Origin of the sequence: Vibrio sp. ER1A (assembly GCF_000733315.1) — a bacterium.
GTDB classification, from domain to species: domain Bacteria; phylum Pseudomonadota; class Gammaproteobacteria; order Enterobacterales; family Vibrionaceae; genus Vibrio; species Vibrio mediterranei.
The window spans coordinates 1-23,292 of sequence record NZ_JPJA01000037.1 but is presented as its reverse complement, the minus strand read 5'-3'; the positions used below and the strand labels follow the sequence as shown (position 1 = coordinate 23,292).

Annotated in this window: 25 protein-coding genes; 12 read left to right on the top strand and 13 right to left on the bottom strand. The window is 42.5% G+C overall.

Annotation, left to right across the window (positions count from 1 at the left end):
• Positions 1-115: 115 nt before the first annotated feature.
• From HW45_RS03985 to ppiC, 7 genes are all read right to left on the bottom strand, one after another.
• On the bottom strand, positions 116-361 hold the full coding sequence (locus HW45_RS03985; RefSeq protein WP_038224991.1) for a hypothetical protein: 246 nt from the start codon (positions 359-361) through the stop codon (positions 116-118).
• Between the two features lie 64 nt (positions 362-425).
• On the bottom strand, positions 426-1,394 hold the full coding sequence (locus HW45_RS03980; RefSeq protein ID WP_038224989.1) for a hypothetical protein: 969 nt from the start codon (positions 1,392-1,394) through the stop codon (positions 426-428).
• A gap of 97 nt (positions 1,395-1,491) precedes the next feature.
• Positions 1,492-1,956 (bottom strand): D-Ala-D-Ala carboxypeptidase family metallohydrolase, encoded by a 465-nt coding sequence (locus HW45_RS03975; protein ID WP_038224987.1) that lies wholly within the window; start codon positions 1,954-1,956, stop codon positions 1,492-1,494.
• A 102-nt stretch (positions 1,957-2,058) separates the two neighbouring features.
• Entirely contained in the window at positions 2,059-2,781 is a 723-nt protein-coding gene (locus tag HW45_RS03970; protein WP_038224985.1) for a hypothetical protein, read from the bottom strand.
• 129 nt (positions 2,782-2,910) lie between these two features.
• Positions 2,911-3,246: a hypothetical protein gene (locus tag HW45_RS03965; RefSeq protein WP_038224984.1), complete on the bottom strand. Its 336-nt coding sequence runs from the start codon at positions 3,244-3,246 to the stop codon at positions 2,911-2,913.
• Between the two features lie 138 nt (positions 3,247-3,384).
• A complete protein-coding gene (locus HW45_RS03960; protein ID WP_051867741.1) occupies positions 3,385-4,887 on the bottom strand; it encodes a recombinase family protein in 1,503 nt (500 codons plus the stop codon).
• A 78-nt stretch (positions 4,888-4,965) separates the two neighbouring features.
• Complete coding sequence (gene ppiC / locus HW45_RS03955) at positions 4,966-5,244, bottom strand: peptidylprolyl isomerase PpiC (RefSeq protein ID WP_038224983.1); 279 nt, start codon at positions 5,242-5,244, stop codon at positions 4,966-4,968.
• Positions 5,245-5,422: 178 nt separating this feature from the next.
• On the opposite strand from ppiC, the gene HW45_RS03950 reads away from it, so the two are divergent.
• Positions 5,423-6,328 carry a chemotaxis protein gene (locus HW45_RS03950; RefSeq protein ID WP_038224982.1) on the top strand — a complete coding sequence of 302 codons (906 nt, stop codon included), beginning with the start codon at positions 5,423-5,425 and terminating at the stop codon, positions 6,326-6,328.
• 43 nt (positions 6,329-6,371) lie between these two features.
• Here HW45_RS03950 and HW45_RS03945 read toward each other — a convergent pair whose 3' ends face one another.
• Complete coding sequence (locus tag HW45_RS03945; protein ID WP_038224980.1) at positions 6,372-7,034, bottom strand: YSC84-related protein; 663 nt, start codon at positions 7,032-7,034, stop codon at positions 6,372-6,374.
• Between the two features lie 162 nt (positions 7,035-7,196).
• On the opposite strand from HW45_RS03945, the gene mtgA reads away from it, so the two are divergent.
• On the top strand, positions 7,197-7,877 hold the full coding sequence (mtgA, locus tag HW45_RS03940; RefSeq protein ID WP_038224978.1) for a monofunctional biosynthetic peptidoglycan transglycosylase: 681 nt from the start codon (positions 7,197-7,199) through the stop codon (positions 7,875-7,877).
• Here mtgA and HW45_RS03935 read toward each other — a convergent pair.
• A complete protein-coding gene (locus HW45_RS03935) occupies positions 7,864-9,084 on the bottom strand; it encodes a multidrug effflux MFS transporter (RefSeq protein WP_038224976.1) in 1,221 nt (406 codons plus the stop codon). The two genes, mtgA and HW45_RS03935, sit on opposite strands and share 14 nt — an antisense overlap.
• A gap of 89 nt (positions 9,085-9,173) precedes the next feature.
• Here HW45_RS03935 and HW45_RS03930 point away from each other — a divergent pair, with 89 nt between their 5' ends.
• On the top strand, positions 9,174-10,064 hold the full coding sequence (locus HW45_RS03930; RefSeq protein ID WP_038224974.1) for a LysR family transcriptional regulator: 891 nt from the start codon (positions 9,174-9,176) through the stop codon (positions 10,062-10,064).
• Between the two features lie 68 nt (positions 10,065-10,132).
• On the opposite strand, the gene HW45_RS29230 is transcribed toward HW45_RS03930, so the two are convergent.
• Positions 10,133-10,369, bottom strand: coding sequence for a hypothetical protein (locus HW45_RS29230; protein WP_152559617.1), 237 nt, complete (start codon positions 10,367-10,369; stop codon positions 10,133-10,135).
• 204 nt (positions 10,370-10,573) lie between these two features.
• On the opposite strand from HW45_RS29230, the gene HW45_RS03920 reads away from it, so the two are divergent.
• Entirely contained in the window at positions 10,574-11,155 is a 582-nt protein-coding gene (locus HW45_RS03920) for an FMN-dependent NADH-azoreductase (RefSeq protein WP_038224970.1), read from the top strand.
• Between the two features lie 271 nt (positions 11,156-11,426).
• The gene (locus tag HW45_RS29870; RefSeq protein ID WP_152559616.1) at positions 11,427-11,669 is read left to right on the top strand and encodes a hypothetical protein; all 243 of its coding nucleotides are present in this window, start codon (positions 11,427-11,429) and stop codon (positions 11,667-11,669) included.
• A gap of 375 nt (positions 11,670-12,044) precedes the next feature.
• On the opposite strand, the gene HW45_RS03910 is transcribed toward HW45_RS29870, so the two are convergent.
• From HW45_RS03910 to HW45_RS03900, 3 genes are all read right to left on the bottom strand, one after another.
• Positions 12,045-13,064, bottom strand: coding sequence for a hybrid-cluster NAD(P)-dependent oxidoreductase (locus HW45_RS03910; protein ID WP_038224996.1), 1,020 nt, complete (start codon positions 13,062-13,064; stop codon positions 12,045-12,047).
• Between the two features lie 57 nt (positions 13,065-13,121).
• Positions 13,122-14,783 (bottom strand): hydroxylamine reductase, encoded by a 1,662-nt coding sequence (gene hcp / locus HW45_RS03905; protein ID WP_038224967.1) that lies wholly within the window; start codon positions 14,781-14,783, stop codon positions 13,122-13,124.
• Positions 14,784-14,979: 196 nt separating this feature from the next.
• Positions 14,980-15,720, bottom strand: coding sequence for a FadR/GntR family transcriptional regulator (locus tag HW45_RS03900; RefSeq protein WP_038224965.1), 741 nt, complete (start codon positions 15,718-15,720; stop codon positions 14,980-14,982).
• Positions 15,721-15,940: 220 nt separating this feature from the next.
• Here HW45_RS03900 and HW45_RS03895 point away from each other — a divergent pair, with 220 nt between their 5' ends.
• From HW45_RS03895 to HW45_RS03865, 7 genes are all read left to right on the top strand, one after another.
• Entirely contained in the window at positions 15,941-17,176 is a 1,236-nt protein-coding gene (locus tag HW45_RS03895) for a M20 family metallo-hydrolase (RefSeq protein ID WP_038224963.1), read from the top strand.
• Between the two features lie 46 nt (positions 17,177-17,222).
• Complete coding sequence (locus tag HW45_RS03890) at positions 17,223-18,614, top strand: YfcC family protein (RefSeq protein ID WP_038224961.1); 1,392 nt, start codon at positions 17,223-17,225, stop codon at positions 18,612-18,614.
• 46 nt (positions 18,615-18,660) lie between these two features.
• Positions 18,661-19,374: a DUF1028 domain-containing protein gene (locus tag HW45_RS03885; protein ID WP_038224959.1), complete on the top strand. Its 714-nt coding sequence runs from the start codon at positions 18,661-18,663 to the stop codon at positions 19,372-19,374.
• Positions 19,375-19,501: 127 nt separating this feature from the next.
• Positions 19,502-20,224 (top strand): amino acid ABC transporter ATP-binding protein, encoded by a 723-nt coding sequence (locus HW45_RS03880; protein ID WP_038224957.1) that lies wholly within the window; start codon positions 19,502-19,504, stop codon positions 20,222-20,224.
• Positions 20,224-21,018, top strand: coding sequence for an amino acid ABC transporter permease (locus HW45_RS03875; protein ID WP_038224955.1), 795 nt, complete (start codon positions 20,224-20,226; stop codon positions 21,016-21,018). Before HW45_RS03880 ends, HW45_RS03875 begins: the two co-directional genes overlap by 1 nt.
• A gap of 81 nt (positions 21,019-21,099) precedes the next feature.
• Complete coding sequence (locus HW45_RS03870) at positions 21,100-21,870, top strand: transporter substrate-binding domain-containing protein (RefSeq protein WP_443083032.1); 771 nt, start codon at positions 21,100-21,102, stop codon at positions 21,868-21,870.
• A gap of 8 nt (positions 21,871-21,878) precedes the next feature.
• Positions 21,879-22,781, top strand: a complete 903-nt coding sequence (locus tag HW45_RS03865; protein WP_081875757.1) for an amino acid ABC transporter permease — start codon at positions 21,879-21,881, stop codon at positions 22,779-22,781.
• Positions 22,782-23,292: the final 511 nt, after the last annotated feature.

Here is a 23,292-nt window from a genome sequence, read left to right as displayed (position 1 = left end):
GAATTCGGCAACAAAGCCGCTAAAGATGCAAAACTATTTCCGCATCTGGACTAACACGCATTAAAAAAGGGGTTTATAACCCCTTTAATTTTGTCTCACATTTTACGCTGGGTGATTATAAACACGCTTCGTGTTGAGTAGGGCTTTCTGGGTCTTGTACTGCAAATGAATGCTCGCAAATACCCGAAAGAATATTAATTACCTCTTCCTCGGTGTGCACTGTATTCACAATAATTCGCAAGCCATGATTTAGAAAATTCTCTTCTTCATATTCACTGCTAACAACGTCAAACTTTTCAATAACTGCATCTTCAGTTTCAGCAGTTTCAAATGAATTCAAAATAATTTCAAAAGTGTTCATAATATTACTCGTCAATTTTGAAGGGGTTTATACACACCCCTTCCTGATTTTTTACGTACGGTGATTAATGTGGTCGTAACATTGTTACTTCAGAGATTGAGTGCCAGTTCTCTGGGTCAGTAATAATGAAATCTGCGATATAAAGTGCAGTTCGTAGGCTTACGTTACGCAGACGGTCAACGTTCTCTTTCATCCATTGCACTAGATTTGCTTGCTGCATGTTATCCAAACCTTTGTTAGACAACATATCAGTAGAAGAAATTACCTTCTCCACCCAAATCATAATGTCGCGATTGCTATGAACTGCTAGGTCAAGATAAATCGAACGTGATACCAGTGCGTCCAAATGCGGAGCATTCTTTGAACCACGAGCAAGTTCTTTATCGATATCAGTGTTAGTAATGAAAACGCATGTGCCTTCGTATTCGAATGAGTTAGGAATGTCTTTTTCTTCTAGCCAGCTACTTGCAGTTGACCAAGAGATTGTGCGTTTCTCACCAGTGTCTAGTGCAGCTTTCAACACGTTTAGAGTATCTTCATTTCCGAAGACATCCACATCATCCAATACAAGCACTGATTGCTGGTCTCTCATCTCCCATAATTTCATATATAAGCCAATCGGGCTGATTTTACCCTTAACCATTTCAAAGTTGATTCGACCAGCTTCAGCAGCTGTGTTTAAACGTTTTTCAAGATTGTAAGTCTTACCAATGCCTGGTGCGCCAGAGATAATCAAAGAGCGTATAACACCTGCAATCACACCATTCGTCATCTTGCCCATTACATCGAAACGTTTTTCAATCTTTTCAAGAATCTCTTCATCTGTCATTTTCTTGATAGGCTTGATTGGCTCATTTGAGTACGTAATGTCTTCTTCGTTAACCCAAATCTGCTTTGCACCGCCATGAATAAAAATGTTCATTTTACCATCGCGTGGACCACTCTCTACTGGGAACCAAGGTTTCTGTACCTCGTACTCGCCTTCGATAACTTTGTTCATCCACATTGCATTTTTAATAACAGCAGTTTTCATAATATCTCTTAATTTCAATAACTTACCAGTTGATAGTGTTATTATATTCATGGGTGCTAGCAATAGAACGCTTATTTGAGCGCATGTGTTCAAGTGGTTATAAGTTGTCCTTTAGTACACGCTCTTCAGAAACAAATCCCTTGCTAGGGCTCCAGCAACGAAGCTCACCATTGCGGCAGTCGATATGACACCACTCGATATCTACTTCGATAAACGTGATATATGGATATAAATGCTTGTTCTCTAGAATATGACGGCGCACGTCTGGTGCACTCATTCCCTTTACAAGGAAATCTAAGGCACGCCCGTACTTGTGTTGTGATAATGAAGATGCGTATTCAGAGTCAGTAGAATAGAATGATTGGTCACGATAGCCACTTTGCTTTCTTTGACCATTCCATAACCAGTTGTTAACCGTAATAGGTTTACCTAAGTTTACACGTAAATCGTCAATTGTACGTAGGATACGCTCGTCCATTAACTCAAGCGATTTAACGCCACGTTTAGAATAAATCGACGGTGATACAAACTCTTGTGGTTTGAAGTGCTTTGGAATGTACATAAAAATACCTCAGATTAATTGTCTGAGGTATTTATGACGGGCTGGCTCGTGTCTTGTTGTGTATGTATCTATTCAATCTGATACGCATTTCACGTACGGTGATTAAAGATTCACTAGCATTTCTTGCAATTTGTCCATGTCTTTAGGTAGCTCACCTTCAATGATTGCATCGATAGAGCCACGAGGGAATGTCTTCTTAGAAGGCTCACCATTTGCATACAAGCGCCACCAGTTAGCATTCTTCGCTTCGTATGAATTGTGTAGCTCTGTGTGGTGATTACGTTCTTCAAACCATGCTGCTTTAGAGCTGTTTACAAGTACACCAACATAACGTAGTACACCATCAGTATCGATAAAGATTGCTTGATTACGACGCCAAACGCCTTCAGACCATGTTGGTAATGAACCATGCTGATTATGCTCGTTAACCATCGTGAAGAACTCTTTCATTTGCTCTTCATCAAGCTCGATAACAGTAGCACCTTTAAGACCCGCGAAATCGCCAGAAGGCTTGATAACTGAAGCAACAGATTTCTTAGCTGGTTTATCTTCGATTGTGCATGGTTTAACTGCTTGATAATGAGAACCCATGACGATTTGTTTGTGTTCTTCTTGCTCTTGCTCTTCTTCAGGCTCGTCTTTAATCACTTGAGCATAAACGCCACGGTCTGTGCTCTCTAGCTCACCCATCTTTTTAAGCGTACCAATTGCATTCATTACTTGCTTGTTTTCTAGACCAGTTGCTTCTGCTGCTTGTGCTGCTGTGAAAGTAACTACTGTTTCTGCGTACTCGATTACTAGTTGTGTGTTTGTTTTGTTAGACATTTTGGTAACTCCTTCATTAGTTGATGGAGTAATAATAAAATATGCACTTAGTTGCGTAAACGCTTTTTTTGCAAAGTTTTTCAAGTATTTTCAAGCACTTAAACGAGAAAAGGACCCCGAAGGGTCCTCTTACAATCCAGCAACCGCTGCTAAACCGTCTTTATTATCAGCAAAGTATTGGGTCAAGCCGTCCTCATGCTCCCACCCTAATGTTATCATTAGCTCGATGGTTAACGAGTCGTGATTTAGCTGACATTCAATCTCTTCGATAACGTCTATGTACGTTAACATTTCGCATACCAGAATCTCGTTACTAGAAACGCAGAAGTAAGCAAACTCGTTACGACTGTGTTCTTCATAATCGACACCCATGAGGTCTAGCAAGTTTCCAACTAGCACATATGTTGATTCTGTTTCAGTAGTGATTGTTAGATTTCGTTGAGCGGCAGTATTTTCGATATTCATAAGTAAAATCTTGGTTGGTTAATTTATCGTATCTTTCGATACACCCTCCTTAACCACTCAACGCGACTATTATACTTACCAGAGCACACCAGACAACAGCTGTAGCACGAAATTATTTTGTCAATATAATCATATTCCTTAATTGACTTCCCATGCCTCAAGTGCTGCATGTGTTTCAATCCACTTGCCAACTTTAGCAGTATCAGATTTGAATACTACGTCGTAATCATACCAACCATACTTAATAACGAAGCTAATCTTGTGTCCATTCTTAAAGAATACTTCTGCACGGCAATTCCACTTACTCAATTTCTTGAATGTGATTTTATCGATAATACGACGCAATAGTTGGTTCTGTTGTGAAGTGTCTTGGAGGTTTGCAATGTACTCGAAATCCACTTCATTTGGCTGATTAGATAATGTGTCTCTTTTAGCAATAGCCTCTTCTAACAATTGTTGTGTCTTAACAATATCTTCATATATGCCTGCTAGTGCAACGGGATTACTCAGCAAGAGTTCTTTTGCTTGGTTTAAGGAAACCATTTTATCTTGATACAAAGACACGTCGTCGCACTCGGTGTGCTTATGTGTCATTTTCTTGTATTGCAAGTGGCTCAACTGCTCAAGCATGATTTGGTCTACGTCACGATAATTGTTTGATTGGTCGCAACGCCCTTCTAAACTTCCGATACATCTTCTGTATGAATACTTTTTATTATTACGAGTAGCACTTCTTGTTGTTAAAGCGGAGCCACATTTCCAGCATTTAAACAGTTTGCTAAACGGTGCTTGTTTAGAAGTTCTTCCACGTTGGTTTGTGCCTTTGTTGTACTGAAGAGAGTTCCATACGAGTTTGGTGCAAAGCGGTGGGTACAAATCTTCTACAATCTCGATTACTTTCATTCCGTTTGTGCTATCGAAATATGTCTTTGCACCATACAATGCACTGTTAGCGATTGAAATCTTTACAAGTGCTGCACCGATTTGTTTACCTGTAGGTGATTTGTACCCTTCTTGATTTAGAAGTTTAGCAATCTTCTGTGCACTGAATCCCTCTAAACGATAGTCAATCATTTTTACTGCTACTTCAGCTTTATCATTGAGTACTGGGACACCATCTTCGATTGTAATCCAGAATGGCTGTTTGCCTTTGATAACTCTAGATTCACGTATTGAACGTTTAGCTGATTTGATAAGAACTGATTTACGTTGAGACTCTAAATGTGCCCTATCAGCGTCTAATAACAGTGGAAGTGTGCTGGATAGATTTTGAATATTTTGTTTATCATAGATTTGACCATTGCCCATGGTCACCATAAAGACACCACATTCCACCAGCTCGTGTGTTAAATCCAGTGCAGTTTTGAAACCTCTACGAGACAGACGGTCAGTATCTTCGAATAAAATGTACGAGCCTTCTTCGATTTTGCCACTCTTAACGCAATCGATTAAATCTGCTAATGCAGGTCTTTTACCACCTTCTTTAAACGCAGAAATGCCAAGGTCTTCAAATGATTGAGTAGATAATTCAAGATTGTTATAACGACAGAAATGCTCTGCCCTTTCGATTTGGCGTTTAACAGAGTCGCCCAACTCTTGTCGTTTACTAGAGAAACGAATGTATAGATATGCAGTTGCCATTACTAACTCCTTGTTTAGACAGGATTAATTTTAAACAACCTGCCCAAACAAGATATGACGAAGATAACAAAAAGGTTATTAATTATAATATAAGACTTTGACGACATGCCAACCAAACTTAGTCTTCACTAAATGGGGAACAAGCGTTTCACCACTAAAACAAACTTTGTCAAATTGAGGCACCATCTGTCCCTTACGAAATTCACCTAAGTCGCCGCCTTTTTTACCTGAAGGGCAAGTGGAGTACTTTTTAGCAAGAGTCTGAAACTTAGCGCCTTTTTTCAGCTGTTTGATGATATCTTCAGCTTGTTCTTTATGTTTCACCAAAATGTGAAGTGCTGCCGCAGTTCTTGCCATTAGTTGTCTACCCTTTTTAGCGTCTATGGGATGATGGAATGCGCAGAGTGTAATAGAAAATGAGATACAAATCACGTTTACTTTTCAAGCGACTAAACTTTTTTCTTTCCCGGCCGCATTAACTTTTGATAATAAAGTTTATAAAATCAATCTATTGGCTTATAGAGTAAGAACTCAAATGAATACTAGCATCAGTAAAGCGAACCAATCACAGGGCATGTTACTGTTTACCCTCAACTTGCAAAAGCAACGTTTTGCCATTGGCACGCTAAAAGTGCGAGAAATCGTTCCTTTCTTACCCACTACGCAAATTCCCTACTCTCATCAACATGTCGTTGGCACTGTCAGCATTCGAGGCCTGACCGTCCCCGTTATTGATATGGCAGCTGCAATTGGTTTTAGACCTATCGCACCAGAGGAATACAACAACACCTACTTAGTGGTTACCGATTGCCTGAGAACCGTTGTGGCGTTTATGGTTCGAGATATTGATAAAATCATCGAGTGCGACTGGAAGTCCATTGAGCCAGCTCCCGATAGCGCAGGTAGAAATGTATTTGTTACTGGCGTCACTCGATTTGAAGATCATATAGTTCAGCTGTTAGACGTAGAGCTGCTACTATCCAAAATCTACCCACAGTATGCCGATACCAAGATCCCAATGTTAACCGACGTCCAGCGCGAGAGAATCAAATCACTTAACATTCTACTGGTTGACGACTCTTCCATCGCACGCAAACAGCTAGGTGATGCGCTTAACAATATCAATATTCCTTTCGATATCTGTCGAGACGGCAATAGCGCCCTTGAGTTTATGCGCAATAAAGCAAAGCAAAATGATGCCATCGACATATTAGTCAGTGACATTGAAATGCCCGGGCTCGATGGTTATGAACTGGCTTTCGAAGTTCAAAATGACCAAATGCTCAGTCACGCCTACCGTATCTTACACACCTCGCTTTCAAGCGAAATGTGCACGGAACGCGCTCATCAAGTTGGCGCCCACGAAGCACTAGTTAAGTTCAATGCAGGTGAATTGATTGAAGCTATGTTGAGAGGGGCGGAGAATCTAACCGCGAATTGAGGTTCCCCTTCAACCAGTAGTTAAGCTGAAAGGGATAATGGACTTAGTTACCGTCGTAGTTATTGTTTGGTGCAAATGAGAAACCTTGACCACCGATCGAGGCTTCATACATTAATCCACCCTTAGTCATGGTAAATACTGCCATGCCGTTAATGTAATTCGCTTTAGTTTGGTTGTCTCCAGCCTGTGCCCCAACACCTGTTGACCCAGCTTGTGCACTTGCGCCCACCGTTAAAGCAACAGCAGATGCCTGAGCACCAAATTCAAAACTGCCGCTTGTAAAAGAGTAATAGTCGGCTTTGCTTTCGAAGAAAATGATTTCGCTATAGGCCTGTGCGCCTAATTGAAGTCCAATGCTGAGCTGCGCTAACGTTGAATCACCAACGTGAACGCCTTGGCGATACACTTGCCCTTCACCGTAGGACCCTCCAATTCCAAAACCACCCTTACCAACGGTTGGAAATACCGCATAACCATACGCATCTTTGAAAAATGGATGCGTTGCGTCGGCTTGCTTGAATTTGTTTAACGTAGCTTCATATTTACTACTATTCTCGTTAGCAGAAACTGCTTGGTCATTTTCTTTAGCTACCTCAGTTCCTTCTTCAACACTTTGACTATCTTTCTGAGGTACTTCTGAAGCATAGGCTTGAGGGATGATGGTAATACACGCAGCCAGTAGATAAGGCCTAATTCTAACTAACATACTCTTTCCTTTCTCGAGTAAGATTTTGTATTTTGACGACAGATTTCATCATTAGTTCACCCTATAACGCACTCATCAATAGATCAATTCCTTCACAGCATGTTTTGCACCTAAAGCAAATAGAATCTACACTGTTGCCATATCGAATCGAGTAATAACTTAATGAATCCTATGATAAAGAAGCTGCTCATCAATCTAATTTTGGTATTAGTCGGCGTTCCGATTCTGTTAGTCGTATTCCTTAAGTTTCTTAATCCGCCAATTTGGGGATGGAAAGTGGCTCGTACCCTATTTCCACCGGAAGGGTATCCAACGCAAACGCGCCAGACATGGGTTCCTCTATCTCAGATAAACCCCAACATGCCGCTCGCAGTAATAGCGTCAGAAGATCAGAATTTCCCTCATCATATTGGTGTGGATTTTGGAGCCCTTTTTAGTGTTTTGGCAGAGAGTGGCAGCCCGTCTCGTGGAGCGAGTACAATTACTCAACAAACCGCAAAAAACGTGTTCTTATTTCCAAGCCAAACTTACATTCGAAAAGCTTATGAACTTTATATTGCCTTACTGCTCGAAGTCATTTGGGGTAAAGAGCGCATTATGGAAGTTTATTTGAACGTTATCGAGTTTGGCCCCGGTATTTATGGTGTAGAAGCAGCCAGTCAATATTACTTTGGCATCAGTGCCAACAGATTAAGTAAAGTCCAAGCAGCTCAACTCGCAGTAGTGCTGCCTAACCCTTATCGAATTAAGCCGACACCGATGTCAGATTACGTTAACAAGCGGACACTCTGGGTAGTAAGTCAGATGAATAACCTAGGATATAATTCAATTAACTATCAATAGTGTCCATTTGTTTCGTTCCACCAGCATAGCGTCTGATCTGGCTCATTAGAAGAACGGCTGCCATCAACAAGGCTGATGCAATATAGAAACTTCCTAGCGTCATTTGGCTTGTTACCCAGCGTTCAACCAAATACCCACCAAATACACCAGCTATCACCATTTGAATTGAGCCGGATAACGCCGACACCGCGCCCGCGTTTTCTTTATGAGGACCAAGTAACAAAGCGATGGAAATCGGAAACGACAACCCTTGAGCAACAGTGAGCCAAGTAAAAGCGAACACAAGGTTAAATACCGTCATCTCAGTCATTAACAACCACAAACCCGATAACGACATAATGGTAATGGCGAGGAACAAAATCCAGTTGTTAGAAAAATACCGGTTGAGGATATTGAGCGATACGCTTCCCATCATAAGACCTGCTGACGGGATAATCATTATCGTTCCATATTCTGCCGCAGTTAAACCAAGCTGATGCTGCATTAAGAATGGGAATAAACTTAAAGAGACAACTGCACCTAGGTAACTGATCCAGTTATAACTTGCGCTGCCAATCACTTGAGGGTTAACAATTAACTTTGAATAGCCATGGATCACTTCTGTCACTTTGAATTTACGAGGCTTATAAGGCAAGGTTTCCGGCAAAATGAACCAGCCAAGCGTGAAGATAGCGACCAAATATACCAAGACGAAAACAAACACTGCTTCCCAGCTTAAGTGAAACGCAATCCAGCCACCAAAGACAGGGGCAATAATAGGCATAACCGAAGCCGTCACCGAAATATAAGACAGCGCCTTGGTAAGCTGTTTTCCGTCATAGCTATCACGAAGTACACTTCGCCCCAACACGGAAGCACTTCCAGCTCCGAGTCCCTGAAGCAATCGACCGACTTCTAACGCGTTAAAGTGTTCATTCAAAGCAATACACAGCAGTGTTCCGACTAGGTAAACTCCTTGACCGAGGATAAACACCGGACGTCGGCCAATAGCATCGGACAAAGGACCATAAAAGAGTTGAGAAAGTCCGAAACCAACCAGAAAGAGTGTTACGAGCATCTGAACATCCGCATGTCCAATTGATAGGGCTTCGCTAATAAGTGGAAGTGAAGGTAAGTAAATGCTCACGCCCACTTGACCCGTTGCGATGATCATCATCGCGAGCAACATAGGTGTTTTATTAAAAGATTTATTGTGTTTTCTATTCATACACACATTCTATATTGCGTATGAATCATTGATAATACACTATAAAGGAAACAGAATACGTCCTAACAGGAAACAATCTCGGAGCGCATATGGATTGGATATCGTGTATTAATACTTACATTCGTGTTGTTGAGGAAGGCAGCTTCAATGGAGCAGCCAGAAGACTTAATACTACTAGTTCAGCCATCAGCAAACGCGTCCACTGGCTTGAAGAACGTATCGGTGTCCAACTTCTAAAAAGAACCACTCGCTCTGTCACCCAAACAGAAGCAGGTGCGCTTTTCTATCAACGCTCAAAAGATTCTCTTGATAGGTTTCAGTCCATCATTGACGAGACTCGCTCGGTCAATGAAACTCCGGCAGGATTGTTAAAAATTGGCGCAACCATCGCCGTCGGCTCCAAATTTTTGGTTCAGTATCTAAACGACTTTCTAACGCAATATCCTGACATTCGAATTCAGCTGACCACCACAATTCCTGGTCAGCTTCCAGATACCAACCTAGATGTATTTATTAGTCGTGAGCTAGAAACTCTCAACAGTCTTAGCATGAGACAAACTTCATTATTTGAGCAACGAATCGGCTTTTATGCTGCGCCTTCCTACATTAGAGAGTTTGGTGCTCCCCAATCTATTGACGAGCTCAAACAACATAACATTCTTATTTGGGGTGAGCGTCCACAACGAGAATACAAGATCTCCAAAACACAACGCGTCATGTTGTCCGGAAATTTTGCGACCACTAACCCAGAAGCATTATTTTATGCCGCCAAAAATGGGATGGGGGTATTAATCAGTAACGACATTATGATCAAAGAAGACGTCAAGTCTGGCGCTTTAGTTAGAGTCCTTCCCGAGATTCAAGCTTTGGACTCTACCGTCTACGCCTATTATCCTAAATTGGATTATGAGCATACGAGAACCAAACTATTTTTGGACTATATCAAAATGCGTTTGGCTCAGTCGAACGAAGAAGGGTAAAGCAATGAAAAAATCGCCAGCACTACCCTACTTTCTATCAATAAAAAGAACGCCAGATCCAATTTGGCTCAGGATGCACTAGTAAAGTGCATCTTTGACTTTTTCAAGGTCTTATCTAGTACGCTGATGGCCAAAGACAAACAGAAGAAGAACCAAACGAGCTGACCAGTAATAACTAACCAACTGTTTTTCCATTCAGAGGCCGTATAAACAATGAGTTGCATCCCCAAGAAATAAGCAATAATGCTCATGAAAACCAAGGCAATAAACCCGAACACCATCAGAAATGTTATCCATTTAGGCATAATTAAACTCCAATAAGTAATGAAAAATTCAATTGCTCCTAATTGTCTTGCATAAGTAGTTCCACTTTTATTGCGGGCATTTTCTTGTTCAGTTATTTCGAACTTCTCACTCAAATTTAGTGACTTTTCAGTCACGCTCCGTCTGATTAGACTGGACGCATTGTTTAGGAAGCGAAAGTGACTTCCCCATAAAAGGATAACGATATGTCTAAAACTCTTGTTCTAAAGTCGAGCATTCTAGGTGATTACTCTCAATCAAATCAGATCATTGATCAGGCTATTGAGGGTAAATCCGATGTGATCATTCGTGACCTAGCCACTAATCCAGTGCCAGTATTGAACATGGAAGTGGCGACAGCCCTTCGCGGCAATAGCGAAGACTTAGCGCCAGAGCTTCAAGAGATTGTCAAACTTTCAGACGACCTCATTGAGGAACTCAAAAGCGCAAATAAAGTGATTATTGCAGCACCGATGTACAACTTCATGATTCCAACCCAGCTTAAGAACTATTTTGATCTTATCGCTCGTGCTGGAGTAACGTTCACCTACACTGAAACAGGCCCTGTTGGTCTTATCCAAGAGAAAGAAGTTGTGGTATTAACCACTCGTGGTGGCATTCACAAAGATACATCTCGCAACAGTATGAATGACTATCTTGCTACAATTTTAGGCTTCCTTGGTATGACAGATGTGCAATTCATTTACGCCGAAGCGCTAAACATGGGTGATGAACCTGCCGCAGAAAACCGTGCATCTGCACTAGAATCTCTGAGCGCATTAGTCTAACCGTTCTTGGTGAGTCAATAGAGCAAATATAACGCGAATTGTACTCACCACTTTTGTTTCTCGCATTCCTTCCCCTTGCTTCCATACAAACCTATGACACTTCTCCACAGATATAACTATACGCCTGTGCAATAATTTATTTATCAATGAATTGGAGGAGCCGTGTTGGTCGTTTTTTTCTGCTTTTGTCTAAGCGCGTACTACTTAGTCGCCTTTCCGGGGGGGGGTTCACGCCTACCGCAAAGGGGCGTTGAGTTGGGGAGATGCGTTTTTGCCTCTAATGGTCTTCGCTGCTTGGTCTGTACTGGCAGTGTTTGGCGTAGGTGCACAAAGCTTAGGAAACTTGATAGAGGTTATCTTGCTGCTCATTGCAGCCGTTTGTATTTTCTATATTCGACTGATTTACGTTCACAGATATCCGAGTAACCGACTGCAATCGCTCTATATTATGTATCTGATAGTCACTGTGATAGTTATTCTAACCCGTGTTTTCTTTCCGCACATGATGGAGTAACACTAAGGATTAAGTTAATCATTATTAATACTCTTAGAAACGACCTTCTAAAAGCCATTCGTTATGGTAACTCATCACTGATTTCATATTGATTTACCATGAAACGTCTTTTCGCTCTTGCTATCGCCTTACTCGCTGCCTATGCCTTATTGAGTCCCAGTCATTATGTGACCAACCCTTGTCCCCAATCTCACTTGGAGCCCACTTCAAAGTCATTTGATGATGCTCACTTCCAGCAGTTGATCAAGCAAGCACAGTCTTGTTCATCTTGCTCAAAAAGTCATACCTAGAGTTGATATAAAAACCCGTTAAAAAAATGGGCGCTCGAACTAGTCGATACGCCCTCCCAAAACAGTGCAAATTATCAACAATCCGTCAGTTCAAGCTCACTTCTACATCCGATTTAATGGTACTGGAACAAGCCAGCACAAATCCATTAGCTTTCTCTTCTTCAGTCAACGTTTCGTAGCTGGTAGAGTCTACTTGGCCAACTTTCACCTTACATTTGCATGAACCACAAATACCACTGCGGCAAGCTGCAATAACCGGCACGCCTCCCTTCTCCAAGGCATCAATTAACAAGGTTCCCTTATCAGCATCAAGCTCAACGCCAAAGTCAGGCACCGCTACTTTTACAACGCCCTCTTCCATGTCTACCGTAACATCAGTCGGCGTAAAACTTTCTTGATGGAACTCCGACATATCAAAGTTGGCTTGCTCTAGGGAAGATTTGACTACCTCCATAAAGCCCGTTGGACCACACAAATAAACGGTGCGTTCATGAAAGTCAGGAATTAACGACGTTAGCCATTCAAGATTTATCAAACCTTGCGGAAAATCTGTGTCAGAATTGTCTTCAAGCAACATTTTTAGTGCGAAGTTATCGACCGTTTGGTTAAGCTCAACCAACCTATCAAAGTAAATTGCATCCTGTTTGCTCTTCGCAAGATGGAGAAATTCGATATTGACATCTGCACCGTCCACAAGCCACTGATCGACCATGGACATGACAGGTGTGATACCACATCCCGCGCTGATCATTAGGACTTTGTTTTTGGGCTGACAGTCAATATTATTGAAATGACCAAGTGGTGCTAACGCTTCTACCTGAGCACCAACTTCAAGCTGCTCAACAATATGGTTTGACACCAAACCGCCTGCGACGCGCTTCACTGTGAATTTAAGCGTTTTACTCCCCGGTACTGAACTAATTGAATAAGCTCGATACGCTTTACTGCCGTCAATATCAAAGCCAAGCGATGAGAATTGACCCGGTTTGAACTGAAATTCAGTCTCGCCAGACTTTGAAGCAAGTTCAAACGATACCGAATCTGGTGTTTCAAACCACTTTTTAGTACATGTCAGCTCTATCGTATCTGATTGGGACCATGCCATTACATCATTCCTCTGAGTAAGAAATGGCGCCTTAAACGCCATTTCTAGTACCTTTTTTTACGCTGCCAAAATCGTCTTTAAGTCGTTTTCTACGGTAGAAATACCACGCATATCAAACTTCTCTTGTAAGATGCTAAGCAGGTTATCTGTAAGGAATGCAGGAGCCGTTGGACCGGTATAAATGCCTTTAACGCCTAAAGCGAAGAGTGTCAACAAGATGACAATCGCTTTTTGCTCAAACCAAGATAGGACGAGAGTCAGTGGCAATTCGTTAATGTCACAATCAAACTCATCAGCAAGCGCTAACGCCAATTGGATAGCAGAGTAAGCGTCATTGCACTGACCCACATCCAATAGGCGAGGAATACCATTGATGTCACCAAACTGGTTTTTGTTGAAGCGGAACTTGCCACACGCCAGCGTCAGAATAACACTATCTTCCGGAGCTTGAGCTGTAAAATCGCTGTAGTAACTACGCTCTGCCTTGTCTCCATCACAACCACCAACCAAGAAGAAATGCTTGATTGCACCCGCTTTCACTTGTTCGACAACTGCTGGTGCTGCTTGCATTAGCGCATTGCGACCAAACCCAACCGTGATCATGTGTTCAATTTCGTCGTGCTGGAAGCCGTCTTGCGCAAGTGCACATTCAATCACTTGACTGAAATCGTCCCCTTCAATGTGCGCCACACCTGGCCAACCTACAATGCTGCGCGTGAACAGACGGTCCGCGTATTGACCGACATTAGGGTTAAGCAAGCAGTTCGACGTCATGACAATCGCACCAGGGAAGTTGGCAAACTCTTTTTGCTGGTTCTGCCATGCGCTGCCATAGTTACCAACTAAATGAGGGTACTTCTTAAGCTCTGGGTAAGCGTGAGCTGGGAGCATCTCACCATTGGTGTAGACGTTAATGCCTTTTCTTTCTGTTTGCTGAAGGATTTTCTCTAAGTCATGAAGGTCATGGCCAGACACTAGAATACAGTGGCCTTTTACCGTTTTAACGTTAACTTGAGTCGGCTCAGGGTGACCGAAGGTTTCCGTTTCACCTTTATCTAGCATTTCCATGATCTTGTAATTCATAAGACCAATTTGCATCGAGGTATTCAGTAATGGCTCTAAATCGACAGGGTCAGTGCCTAACCAAGCCATAATTTGGTGATACTCACCATAAACCGCTTCGTCTTTTTGAGAGAGCACACGAGCATGCTCAAGGTAGGCGGCTGCACCTTTAAGACCATAGAGACAGAGTAAACGAAGGCCAATCACGTCTTCATGTAGACTATCGTGACCACGGTTTACCGCTGCAGTCGGAGCAAATTCTAATAGCGCTTGTTTTGTAGTTGGTAAGTCAAACTGAGCAGCAGGAGAAAGTTCATCAATCGCGATACCTTGTACTAGAGAGGCAGCTTGAACTTGTTCTTGAAGACGCGCTTTATATGTTGCAGCCAGATTGGCAAGCTCGATGATGCGTTCAGGGTCGAAGTTAACGTTAGTTAGTGTAGAAAAGAATGCTCTAGGCGCCCATTGGTCGATTTCTTGGTCTACGATACCAAATTTACGACCCTGATCGGCCCAGAATGAAACCCCTTGAAGGGTATACACTAATACGTCTTGTAGGTCAGAAACTTCAGACGTTTTGCCACACATACCTTGAGTATAAGAACACCCTTTAGCAACAGGGGTTTGAATAGTTTGTTCGCATTGAATACAGAACATAATGAGGACTCCAGTATTTTAATTCGTGCCTTGGTACTTTGCCAAAGCTGATTATTCCTGAAGTCTCTATAGCATAACGTGTGCCAATTTTTATCTTATTGTAATTAAAGACTTTTAACACAAAAATCACAATTAAAACAGTCATTTAGACCTAGACCAAAATCACAACATTAAAACACACCTGAGTCATTATGACCTAAATTACATCAAGAAAACGATTCTCCATTTCAACTTCTTGAAGTTTCATTAGTTTCAACGCGGTTTTCATATGTTTCTGCATGACTTTATACGCCATTTCAGAATCACCAACTCTCAATGCCTCAATTAATGAAAGTTGGCTATCTATACCTGTGCGCCAGAGATCGTAATTTTCTGGCTCATAAAGCTTCTTGTAGATTGTCATATCTGACAACATTTGAGCAGTAAACCGAATAACCAGTTTTAATAACTCATTGGAGGAAAAACTTGCCAAAATACGATGGAATTCAATCGACGCTAAATGATGCTCTCGCTCTTCATAAATGTCACGAGGTGGCTCAGCATACAATTTGGTTTGGTCTTTTAGCTCTTCGAGCTGATTCGACGTCAGTTTACCCGCTAAACTGGCGGCAAGTTGTGGCTCTAATGCGAGACGCAGCTGATACAAATCTTCAATTGAAGTCTCCTTGAAGAATAGGTAGTTACTCAGCAACATCTGTGCTTTTTCTTCAGAGACTTCGGAAACAAAAGCGCCACCTTTGGGGCCCGTTTTTGTTTGCAACAGTCCCTGTGCATCTAATAGTCGCATCGCTTCGCGTACTGTACTTTTTGAGGCGTCGAACATTTCCATCACTTCCACTTCATTTGGAAGTCTATCCCCTGGTTGAAGCTTCTGTTCCACAATCCATTTTTTAATCGCTGACGCTACATTTTCAGTTCGTCGTTTTTTGACGGTCAAAAGACACCTCTATTTTTACTCGATTTCACTGTCTACGGTAACTGAAACTCCCTGTTGGGTGAAGTAGTTACCTTAAAACACGCGGTTATCAGCACTCAATATCGTTACAAATCATACTCACAAAACCGACGACATCGATTGCATTTATCATGATAAATAGTGTATTTTGCCAATTTATCATGATAAATAAGTAAACGCAGCATCAAAAACGAGAATAAATATGACCATTGCATCCACTTCATCACTAGCTTGGGATTGGCTTGAGCAACTAGCAAAATGTTCTGAGACAACCAACCCTGATGTAGAAGGCGTAACCCGTCTTTGTGCCACAAAAGAACATAAAGAGGCCATCAATCTACTCAAGCAATACATGATCGAATCAGGCATGTCAGTGAGAATGGACAATGCCGCCAACCTGATTGGCCGATACGCCAGCGCGGAATCAGACGCAAAGACTCTCATCTTTGGTTCACATCAAGACACCGTTCCTAATGGTGGTAAGTACGATGGAATTTTGGGAGTCGTTGCCCCACTCGCTCTCGTTCACCACCTGAACCAGCAAGATATTCAACTTCCGTACAACATTGATGTCATCGCCTTTAGTGATGAAGAAGGCACTCGCTTTCAATCAACACTACTCGGCTCGAAAGCCATTTCCGGCATTTTCGACCCTGCAATGCTCGACGCTAAGGATCCACAAGGGGTATCGCTGCAAGACGCACTTCACGACTTTGGTTGTGAGACACAACAAATAGAAAATGATGCCTACGACGCAGAAGAAGTCATTGGTTTTGTTGAGCTGCACATAGAACAAGGTCCACAGCTTGAAGCCGAACAACTGCCAGTCGGTGTTGTATCCGCTATCACTGGGATAGAAAGACATACCATAACCATTCATGGCAAAGCGGGACATGCTGGTACTGTTCCAATGCACAACCGCCAAGACTCTCTTGTCGGCGCTGCAAGTGTAATCAGCACTTTTGACGCCCTGTGTAAAAGTGATAGAGATCTCGTTGGCGTGATAGGAAAAATAGAAAACTACCCTAACGGCGTGAACGTCATCCCACAGAAAACGCATATTACCGTTGAACTTCGCTCTCCTATTGATGAGAAGCGCCGTAACGCAAGAGCGACATTTTTAGCGTCAATTCAGCAACAACTTAACGCACTCAATCTCAGTTACGACCATACGCAGACCTATGAGCAACAAGCCGTTCAATGTTCAAAGGCCCTGTCAGATAAGCTAACTCAAGCTATCGAAACTTGTGGTATTAAATCGAAAACCTTATTCAGTGGAGCTGGTCACGATGGCCTCGCGGTCAGCTCTCTAACCGACATCGCAATGCTGTTCATGCGATGCACTGATGGCGTAAGTCATCATCCTGACGAAGCGATTACTCAGGAAGACTTACAAGCATCTTTACAAGTACTAAAAGAATTCTGCCTAGCGATATAAAAACGTAAAGAATCAACCTAGAATCAAACTATGGAGAATATTGGACATGGAAATGACCAATCAGATTGACACAACATCAAAACGCCCCTGGTACAAGTCAATGCCAGACCCTATGGTCTTAATTTTTGGCATTTTAGTGGCAACTTACTTGCTCACGTTCATCGTTCCAGCAGGCGTATTTGAAAGAGCCGTTGTTGATGGAAGAACAACGGTAGTTCCGGAATCGTTCACGTACCTTCAAGATGCACCATCGGTACATTTCTTCGATATTTTCGTTGCCATTCCGAAAGGCTTGATTAGTGCAGCACCTTACCTGTTCATTGTGTTTATCGCTGGTGGGTTGTTCCATATTCTGCAACGTTCCGGTGCATTAGAAAATGCAATTGGTGTCGCAGTAAATCGCGTAGGAGTAGAAAACCGTAACCTAATAATCACTATTGGTACGTTTATTTATGGTTTCTTCGGCGTGGCGGTTGGTTTTGAAAACAATATTGCGTTGGTCCCGGTCGCTGTTTTGATTTCCGCAGCAGTCGGCTATTCAAGTCTAGTAGGCACCGTAATGGCAGTAGGTGGTATCGGTGTCGGTTTTGCTTTGTCACCTATTAACCCATATACCGTAGGTGTTGCTCAAGGTATTGCAGAACTCCCTACTTTCTCTGGCGCTGGTCTGCGTACCGCTCTCGTTATCGCCTCGCTGGCTCTTCTTTCACTCTTTATCTGCAAGAAAGTCACCAAAATGGACTTTGTAGAGCAAGATGACTCTACCGGTCTTAAGAAAGATCTTAGCGAATATTCGATGAATCGAGAGAACAAGCTCACGCTTGCTGCTTTTGTTGCGGGCCTTGGCGTGATGCTTTACGGCGTTTTCGCCAATGGTTGGTACATCAATGAGATTGCAGGTTTATTCCTGCTCATGGCGATCGTTATCGGTATCATCAACAAAATGAATGCTAACCAAATCGTCAAAGAAATGATGGTTGGTGCATCAGGTGTAACCGCAGGTGCTTTGGTAATCGGTGTCGCGGCATCCATTCAAGTGATTCTAGATCAAGCACAGATCATCGATACCATCGTTAATGCGCTGAGCTCTCTAATCCAAGATATGCCTATTGCCATCTCTGCGATCGTAGCCAGTGTCGTGCAAGGTATTATCAACTTGTTTGTACCATCAGGTTCAGGACAAGCAATGGTAACTATGCCAATTCTAATTCCTGTTGCTGATTTGGTAGGAATGAGTCGTCAGTTGATGATTACTGCCTTCCAAGTTGGCGATGGTTTAACCAACCTAATTGTTCCAACATCGGGCGGTACTTTAGCTATGCTGGCATTGGGACGAGTTTCTTACGAACAATGGCTTAAAGCCATTATGCCATTCATGCTTATGGTATACGGACTAAGCTGGGTCGCACTATTCATTGGCCAATTAATCGGCTACTAACTTCAATTATAAGTGGAGGCACTGCGCCTCCCATTTCCAAAAGACTATGACAATATCTCTATTACATTTTAATCCATTAACCGGAACCTCCGCGTCTATTACTGCGACCGGTGGTCCTTGCGTTGGCGGATATGTCAATCATTCTTGGCGCTCCGTTGGTGCATGTGCTACCCAAGGGTTATTTACCAATCCTTGGTATGCAGACTTTGCCAAAAACAAATTACAGCAAGGTACTTCCGCCAGAGATATTATCAACGAACTGACTGCGTTAGACTCAGGACATAGTCAGCGACAATGTCTTGTTATGGACCAAAACGGAGCATCCGCTGCGTTAGATGGCAGCGACAATATTGCCTACATTGGTCACCTTAACTATCCAACTATTGCCGTGGCTGGCAATATGTTAGAGGGACATCAAGTCTTAGAGCAATTCAGTCGAGTATTTATTGAACAAACGGCCATAAATTCCCAAGCGGTATTGGAGCACATTGAGGCCCCTCAATATAAACCAGACTATGAAGCAACTTTGCCCGATGCGCTTATTAGCGCTTTAGAAGCGGCCTTATCAGCGGGCGGAGACAAACGAGGTACAGTTTCTGCTTCATTGCGCATTGAATTTGCGCATCTCGCACCGATCGACATCCGCATAGATTGGGCAAAGGCCGACCTTATCGAAGAGCTTCGCTTTGTTCTGGAAAAAGTACGAGAAAGCAGCTTTCAAGCGTTTTTATCTGAGCTCCCTCGACAAGTAGACCATTAAACCTTCTGGTGTCAGAAGTGTGAAATCACTTCTGACACACTTATTATTCAACTAACTTCTCAATCGCTTGTTATAGCTTAACGATATTGCTAATGTAGACGCATATAACAAAAACAATGGGTTCCAAGTGAACGCTGTCAGCTTTAACAACGTCGATAAATGGTTTGGAGAATTCCAAGCTCTCTCAGCAATTAACCTCGAAGTCCTCCAAGGTGAAATTGTCGTAATCTGCGGCCCTTCAGGCTCAGGAAAGTCCACATTAATCCGCTGCATTAACGGATTAGAGCAATACAATAATGGTGACATACAAGTATTGGGGCAAGCTATCAACTCTACTGGAATAAAGCCCGGACAAGTTGGTATGGTATTCCAGCACTTCAATTTATTTCCACACCTTACTGTGTTAGAAAACCTCACTCTGTCGCCTATTCGCACACTCAAGCTATCTAAAAAAGAGGCCACATCTCGTGCACTCGAAATGCTTGAGCGCGTGAAAATCGCCGAGCAAGCGAACAAGTACCCTTCTCAACTATCCGGTGGTCAGCAGCAAAGGGTGGCAATAGCGCGCTCTCTTTGTATGAAGCCTGACATATTGCTGTTCGATGAACCGACTTCTGCGCTCGATCCTGAAATGATCAGTGAAGTGCTCAATGTGATGGTTGAACTGGCAGACGAAGGGATGACCATGCTCTGTGTTACTCATGAAATGGGTTTCGCCAAACGTGTGGCAGACCGGGTAATCTTTATGGATGAAGGACAAATTCTAGAATCTGCTCCGCCGAGCCAGATTTTTGATAATCCGCAACACCCTAGAACAAAAGCCTTCTTAGATAAGATCTTAAATCACTGATGATATTAAAGATTATTAAGCCAGTTCTATCGGCATTGTTACAGATCGCATTAGTCACTGTTGCGCTTGTTTGGCTGCTCGATAGCGGAGCTGAAGCGATGGGCTATCGCTGGCAATGGGAACGCGTACCCGATTACCTCGCCTTTTATGAAGATGGACAGTGGTGGCCCGCTGAGCTGCTTGAAGGACTTGTCGTAACACTCAAAGTCAGTGGACTAGCGCTCGTTTTCACCTTGTTGTTTGGACTCATTACTGCCTTACTTAAAACATCAAACTCAGTCGTTGGTCGTGGCATAGCTCATTGTTATGTCGAAGGGATTCGAAATACACCACTACTTGTTCAAATCTACCTGCTTTACTTTGTGTTTGGTCCAATTATAGGTCTTGATCGTTTTTCTACTGCCGTGTTCGCGCTGGCTTTATTTCAAGGTGCTTATACAGCTGAGATATTGCGAGCAGGCTTAAACAGCATCCCTAAAGGGCAATTTGAAGCCTGCCGCTCAGTAGGTTTGTCGCGATTCTACACCTATTACGATGTGATACTGCCTCAAGTCGTGAGACGCACTGTCCCTCCACTCACCAATGAAATCGTATCGCTAATAAAAAACTCATCCATCGTCAGCGTTATGGCTATTTTCGATTTAACCACAGAGGGTCGCAACATCGTTTCAGAAACGGCCATGCCTTTTGAAATTTGGTTTACCGTGGCCGCTATTTATTTAGTACTAACACTTACGTTATCAGCTTTATCCGCTTGGTTGGAGCATCGCTTAAACCAATCGCAATCGATTTAACTTAAATCGCAATCAAGGAGTCAGACTATGCAAGGAAAACTCAAAAATATAATTAGAGCCATCACTACCGCAGCTATTGGTATGGCTGTGTCTCTAGGTGTCACTGCCAGTGACACTCCAAACCTCGACAAGATCAATGAACGAGGCACGCTACGCGTTGGTATGTCCACCTTTGTTCCATGGGCTATGCGTGACAAACAAGGTGATTTAATTGGTTTTGAAATCGATGTTGCTAAACGCCTCGCAGAGGACTCAGGCTGGAAAGTAGAATTTGTTCCAACTGCGTGGGACGGCATTATTCCAGCTCTATTGGCGCAAAAATTTGATGTAATCATCGGGGGTATGTCGATCACACCAGAGCGTTCTGAGAGTGTTCTCTTTACTGCACCTTACTCTCATTCAGGAGTTCAAATTGCCGCCAGTAAGAAACTTGCGGAAGGCTTCTCGACCATTGAAGACTTCGATTCTCGTCGAGTTAAGATCGCGGCAAGACGAGGCGCCTATACGGTTCAAGTTGCTCGTGAAACCTTCCCTAAAGCTAAAGTCTTACAATTTGACGATGATGCCCAAGCGTTTCAAGAAGTACTCAACGGTAATGCGCATGCAGTGATCGCATCTAGCCCTAAGCCAGAGCATGAAGCAATTAAACACGCCAATGCCCTGTTTATTCCGTTTAGTGAGCGTTTATCAAAAGGTAACGAGGCATTCGCAGTGCGCTTGGGTGAAGAGGACAAAAAAGCATTCTTTGATCAGTGGATTCAGGCTCGTACCGATGATGGTTGGCTAAAAGATCGCTATGAGTACTGGTTCTCTACTCTTGATTGGCAAGATCAAATCGCCGGCGGACAGTAAATATTATGATGAACACCGACTCAACAGGCCGTAAATATCGCAATAGTGCAATGAAAAAGAAGTGGCGTTTATCCACTTTAGATCTTGTACTTCTTACCGTGCTGGTTGTACTACTAGCGTGGCTCGGCTATCGCTCTTCCATCGGTATTAATTACCATTGGCGATGGTCTCAGGCTTTTGAGTTGGTGTTTACTCCCACAAGCAATGGTGGACTGCCCTACTTCGTTCAAGGCGCCATCTCGACATTACGCCTTAGTATTTGGGGTATGCTGTTGGCGCTTTCCCTAGGCACCCTACTTGGACTAGCGAAGCACTCAAATATGGTGTTTTTGCGGGTTCCGGCAAATATCTTTATTCAGCTGGTGAGGAATATTCCACCACTCGTATTCATATTTATTTTCTATTTCTTCATTTCCAATCAGCTAATTCCATTACTGGGGTTATCTGAATTACTTCGTGGTAGTAGTAGTGAAATTAGTGGCTGGCAATCCTTCTTATTCGGCCCTCAATCACTGTGGGAGAACTTACTATCCGGCGTAATATGCATAGGGCTGCTTTCCTCCGCCTATGTCGCTGAAATTGTCAGAGCAGGGCTTAACGCTATACCACAAGGTCAGTGGGAAGCTGGTCAGTCATTAGGTTTGTCTACATGGCATCAATATCGTGACGTTATTGCCCCTCAAGTGCTTACTGCTATAAGCCCCGCTTTAGCCGGTCAAGCCATATCCTTAGTCAAAGACACCTCGATTGTTTCACTGATTTCGATACAAGAGATGACATTTGTTGGCACTGAAATCGCTAATTCGTCTGGATTGATATTTGAGATCTGGCTAATCGTGGGCCTATGCTACTTTTTACTCTGCTTTTCACTATCGCTATTGTTTAGAAAGCTAGAAGTAACCCAGCGCTAACACTGCGCAAACCTAAGCACTACTTTCTGACAGAACATTCAAATTATGGCCGTAATAGTATGTTATGGTCATTTCTTATCCAGCCCTATATTGTTAGTAACTGCCAATTATTTTAACTACGTCATACTTTTAAGTATAAACGTTATTATCTAACCATTCAGTTTTATATAAACATCGTACCTTTATAGTACGACATAATATTACATTTAATACATAATATTACCCAAGATTACATAATACCCTCGCAAGTACCGATAGAACGTAACTTAGAGCGTGTTTTCGAATATAATTTAATTTATCCGTAAAGATCATCACGGGAAATATATTCTATTAGCTATTTCCTGAAACTATAATTCCATTTGTCTGCACTTATAGCTTTGTTAATAATCATTTAGCCTATTTATAGATACGACGAGCCAAGAGCGTATTAATAATAAAACTTATTAGAGACTAAATAGGAATTTAACATGAAGAAAGTTTCTCTTTTAACAGCGGCTATTATTGCAGGTTT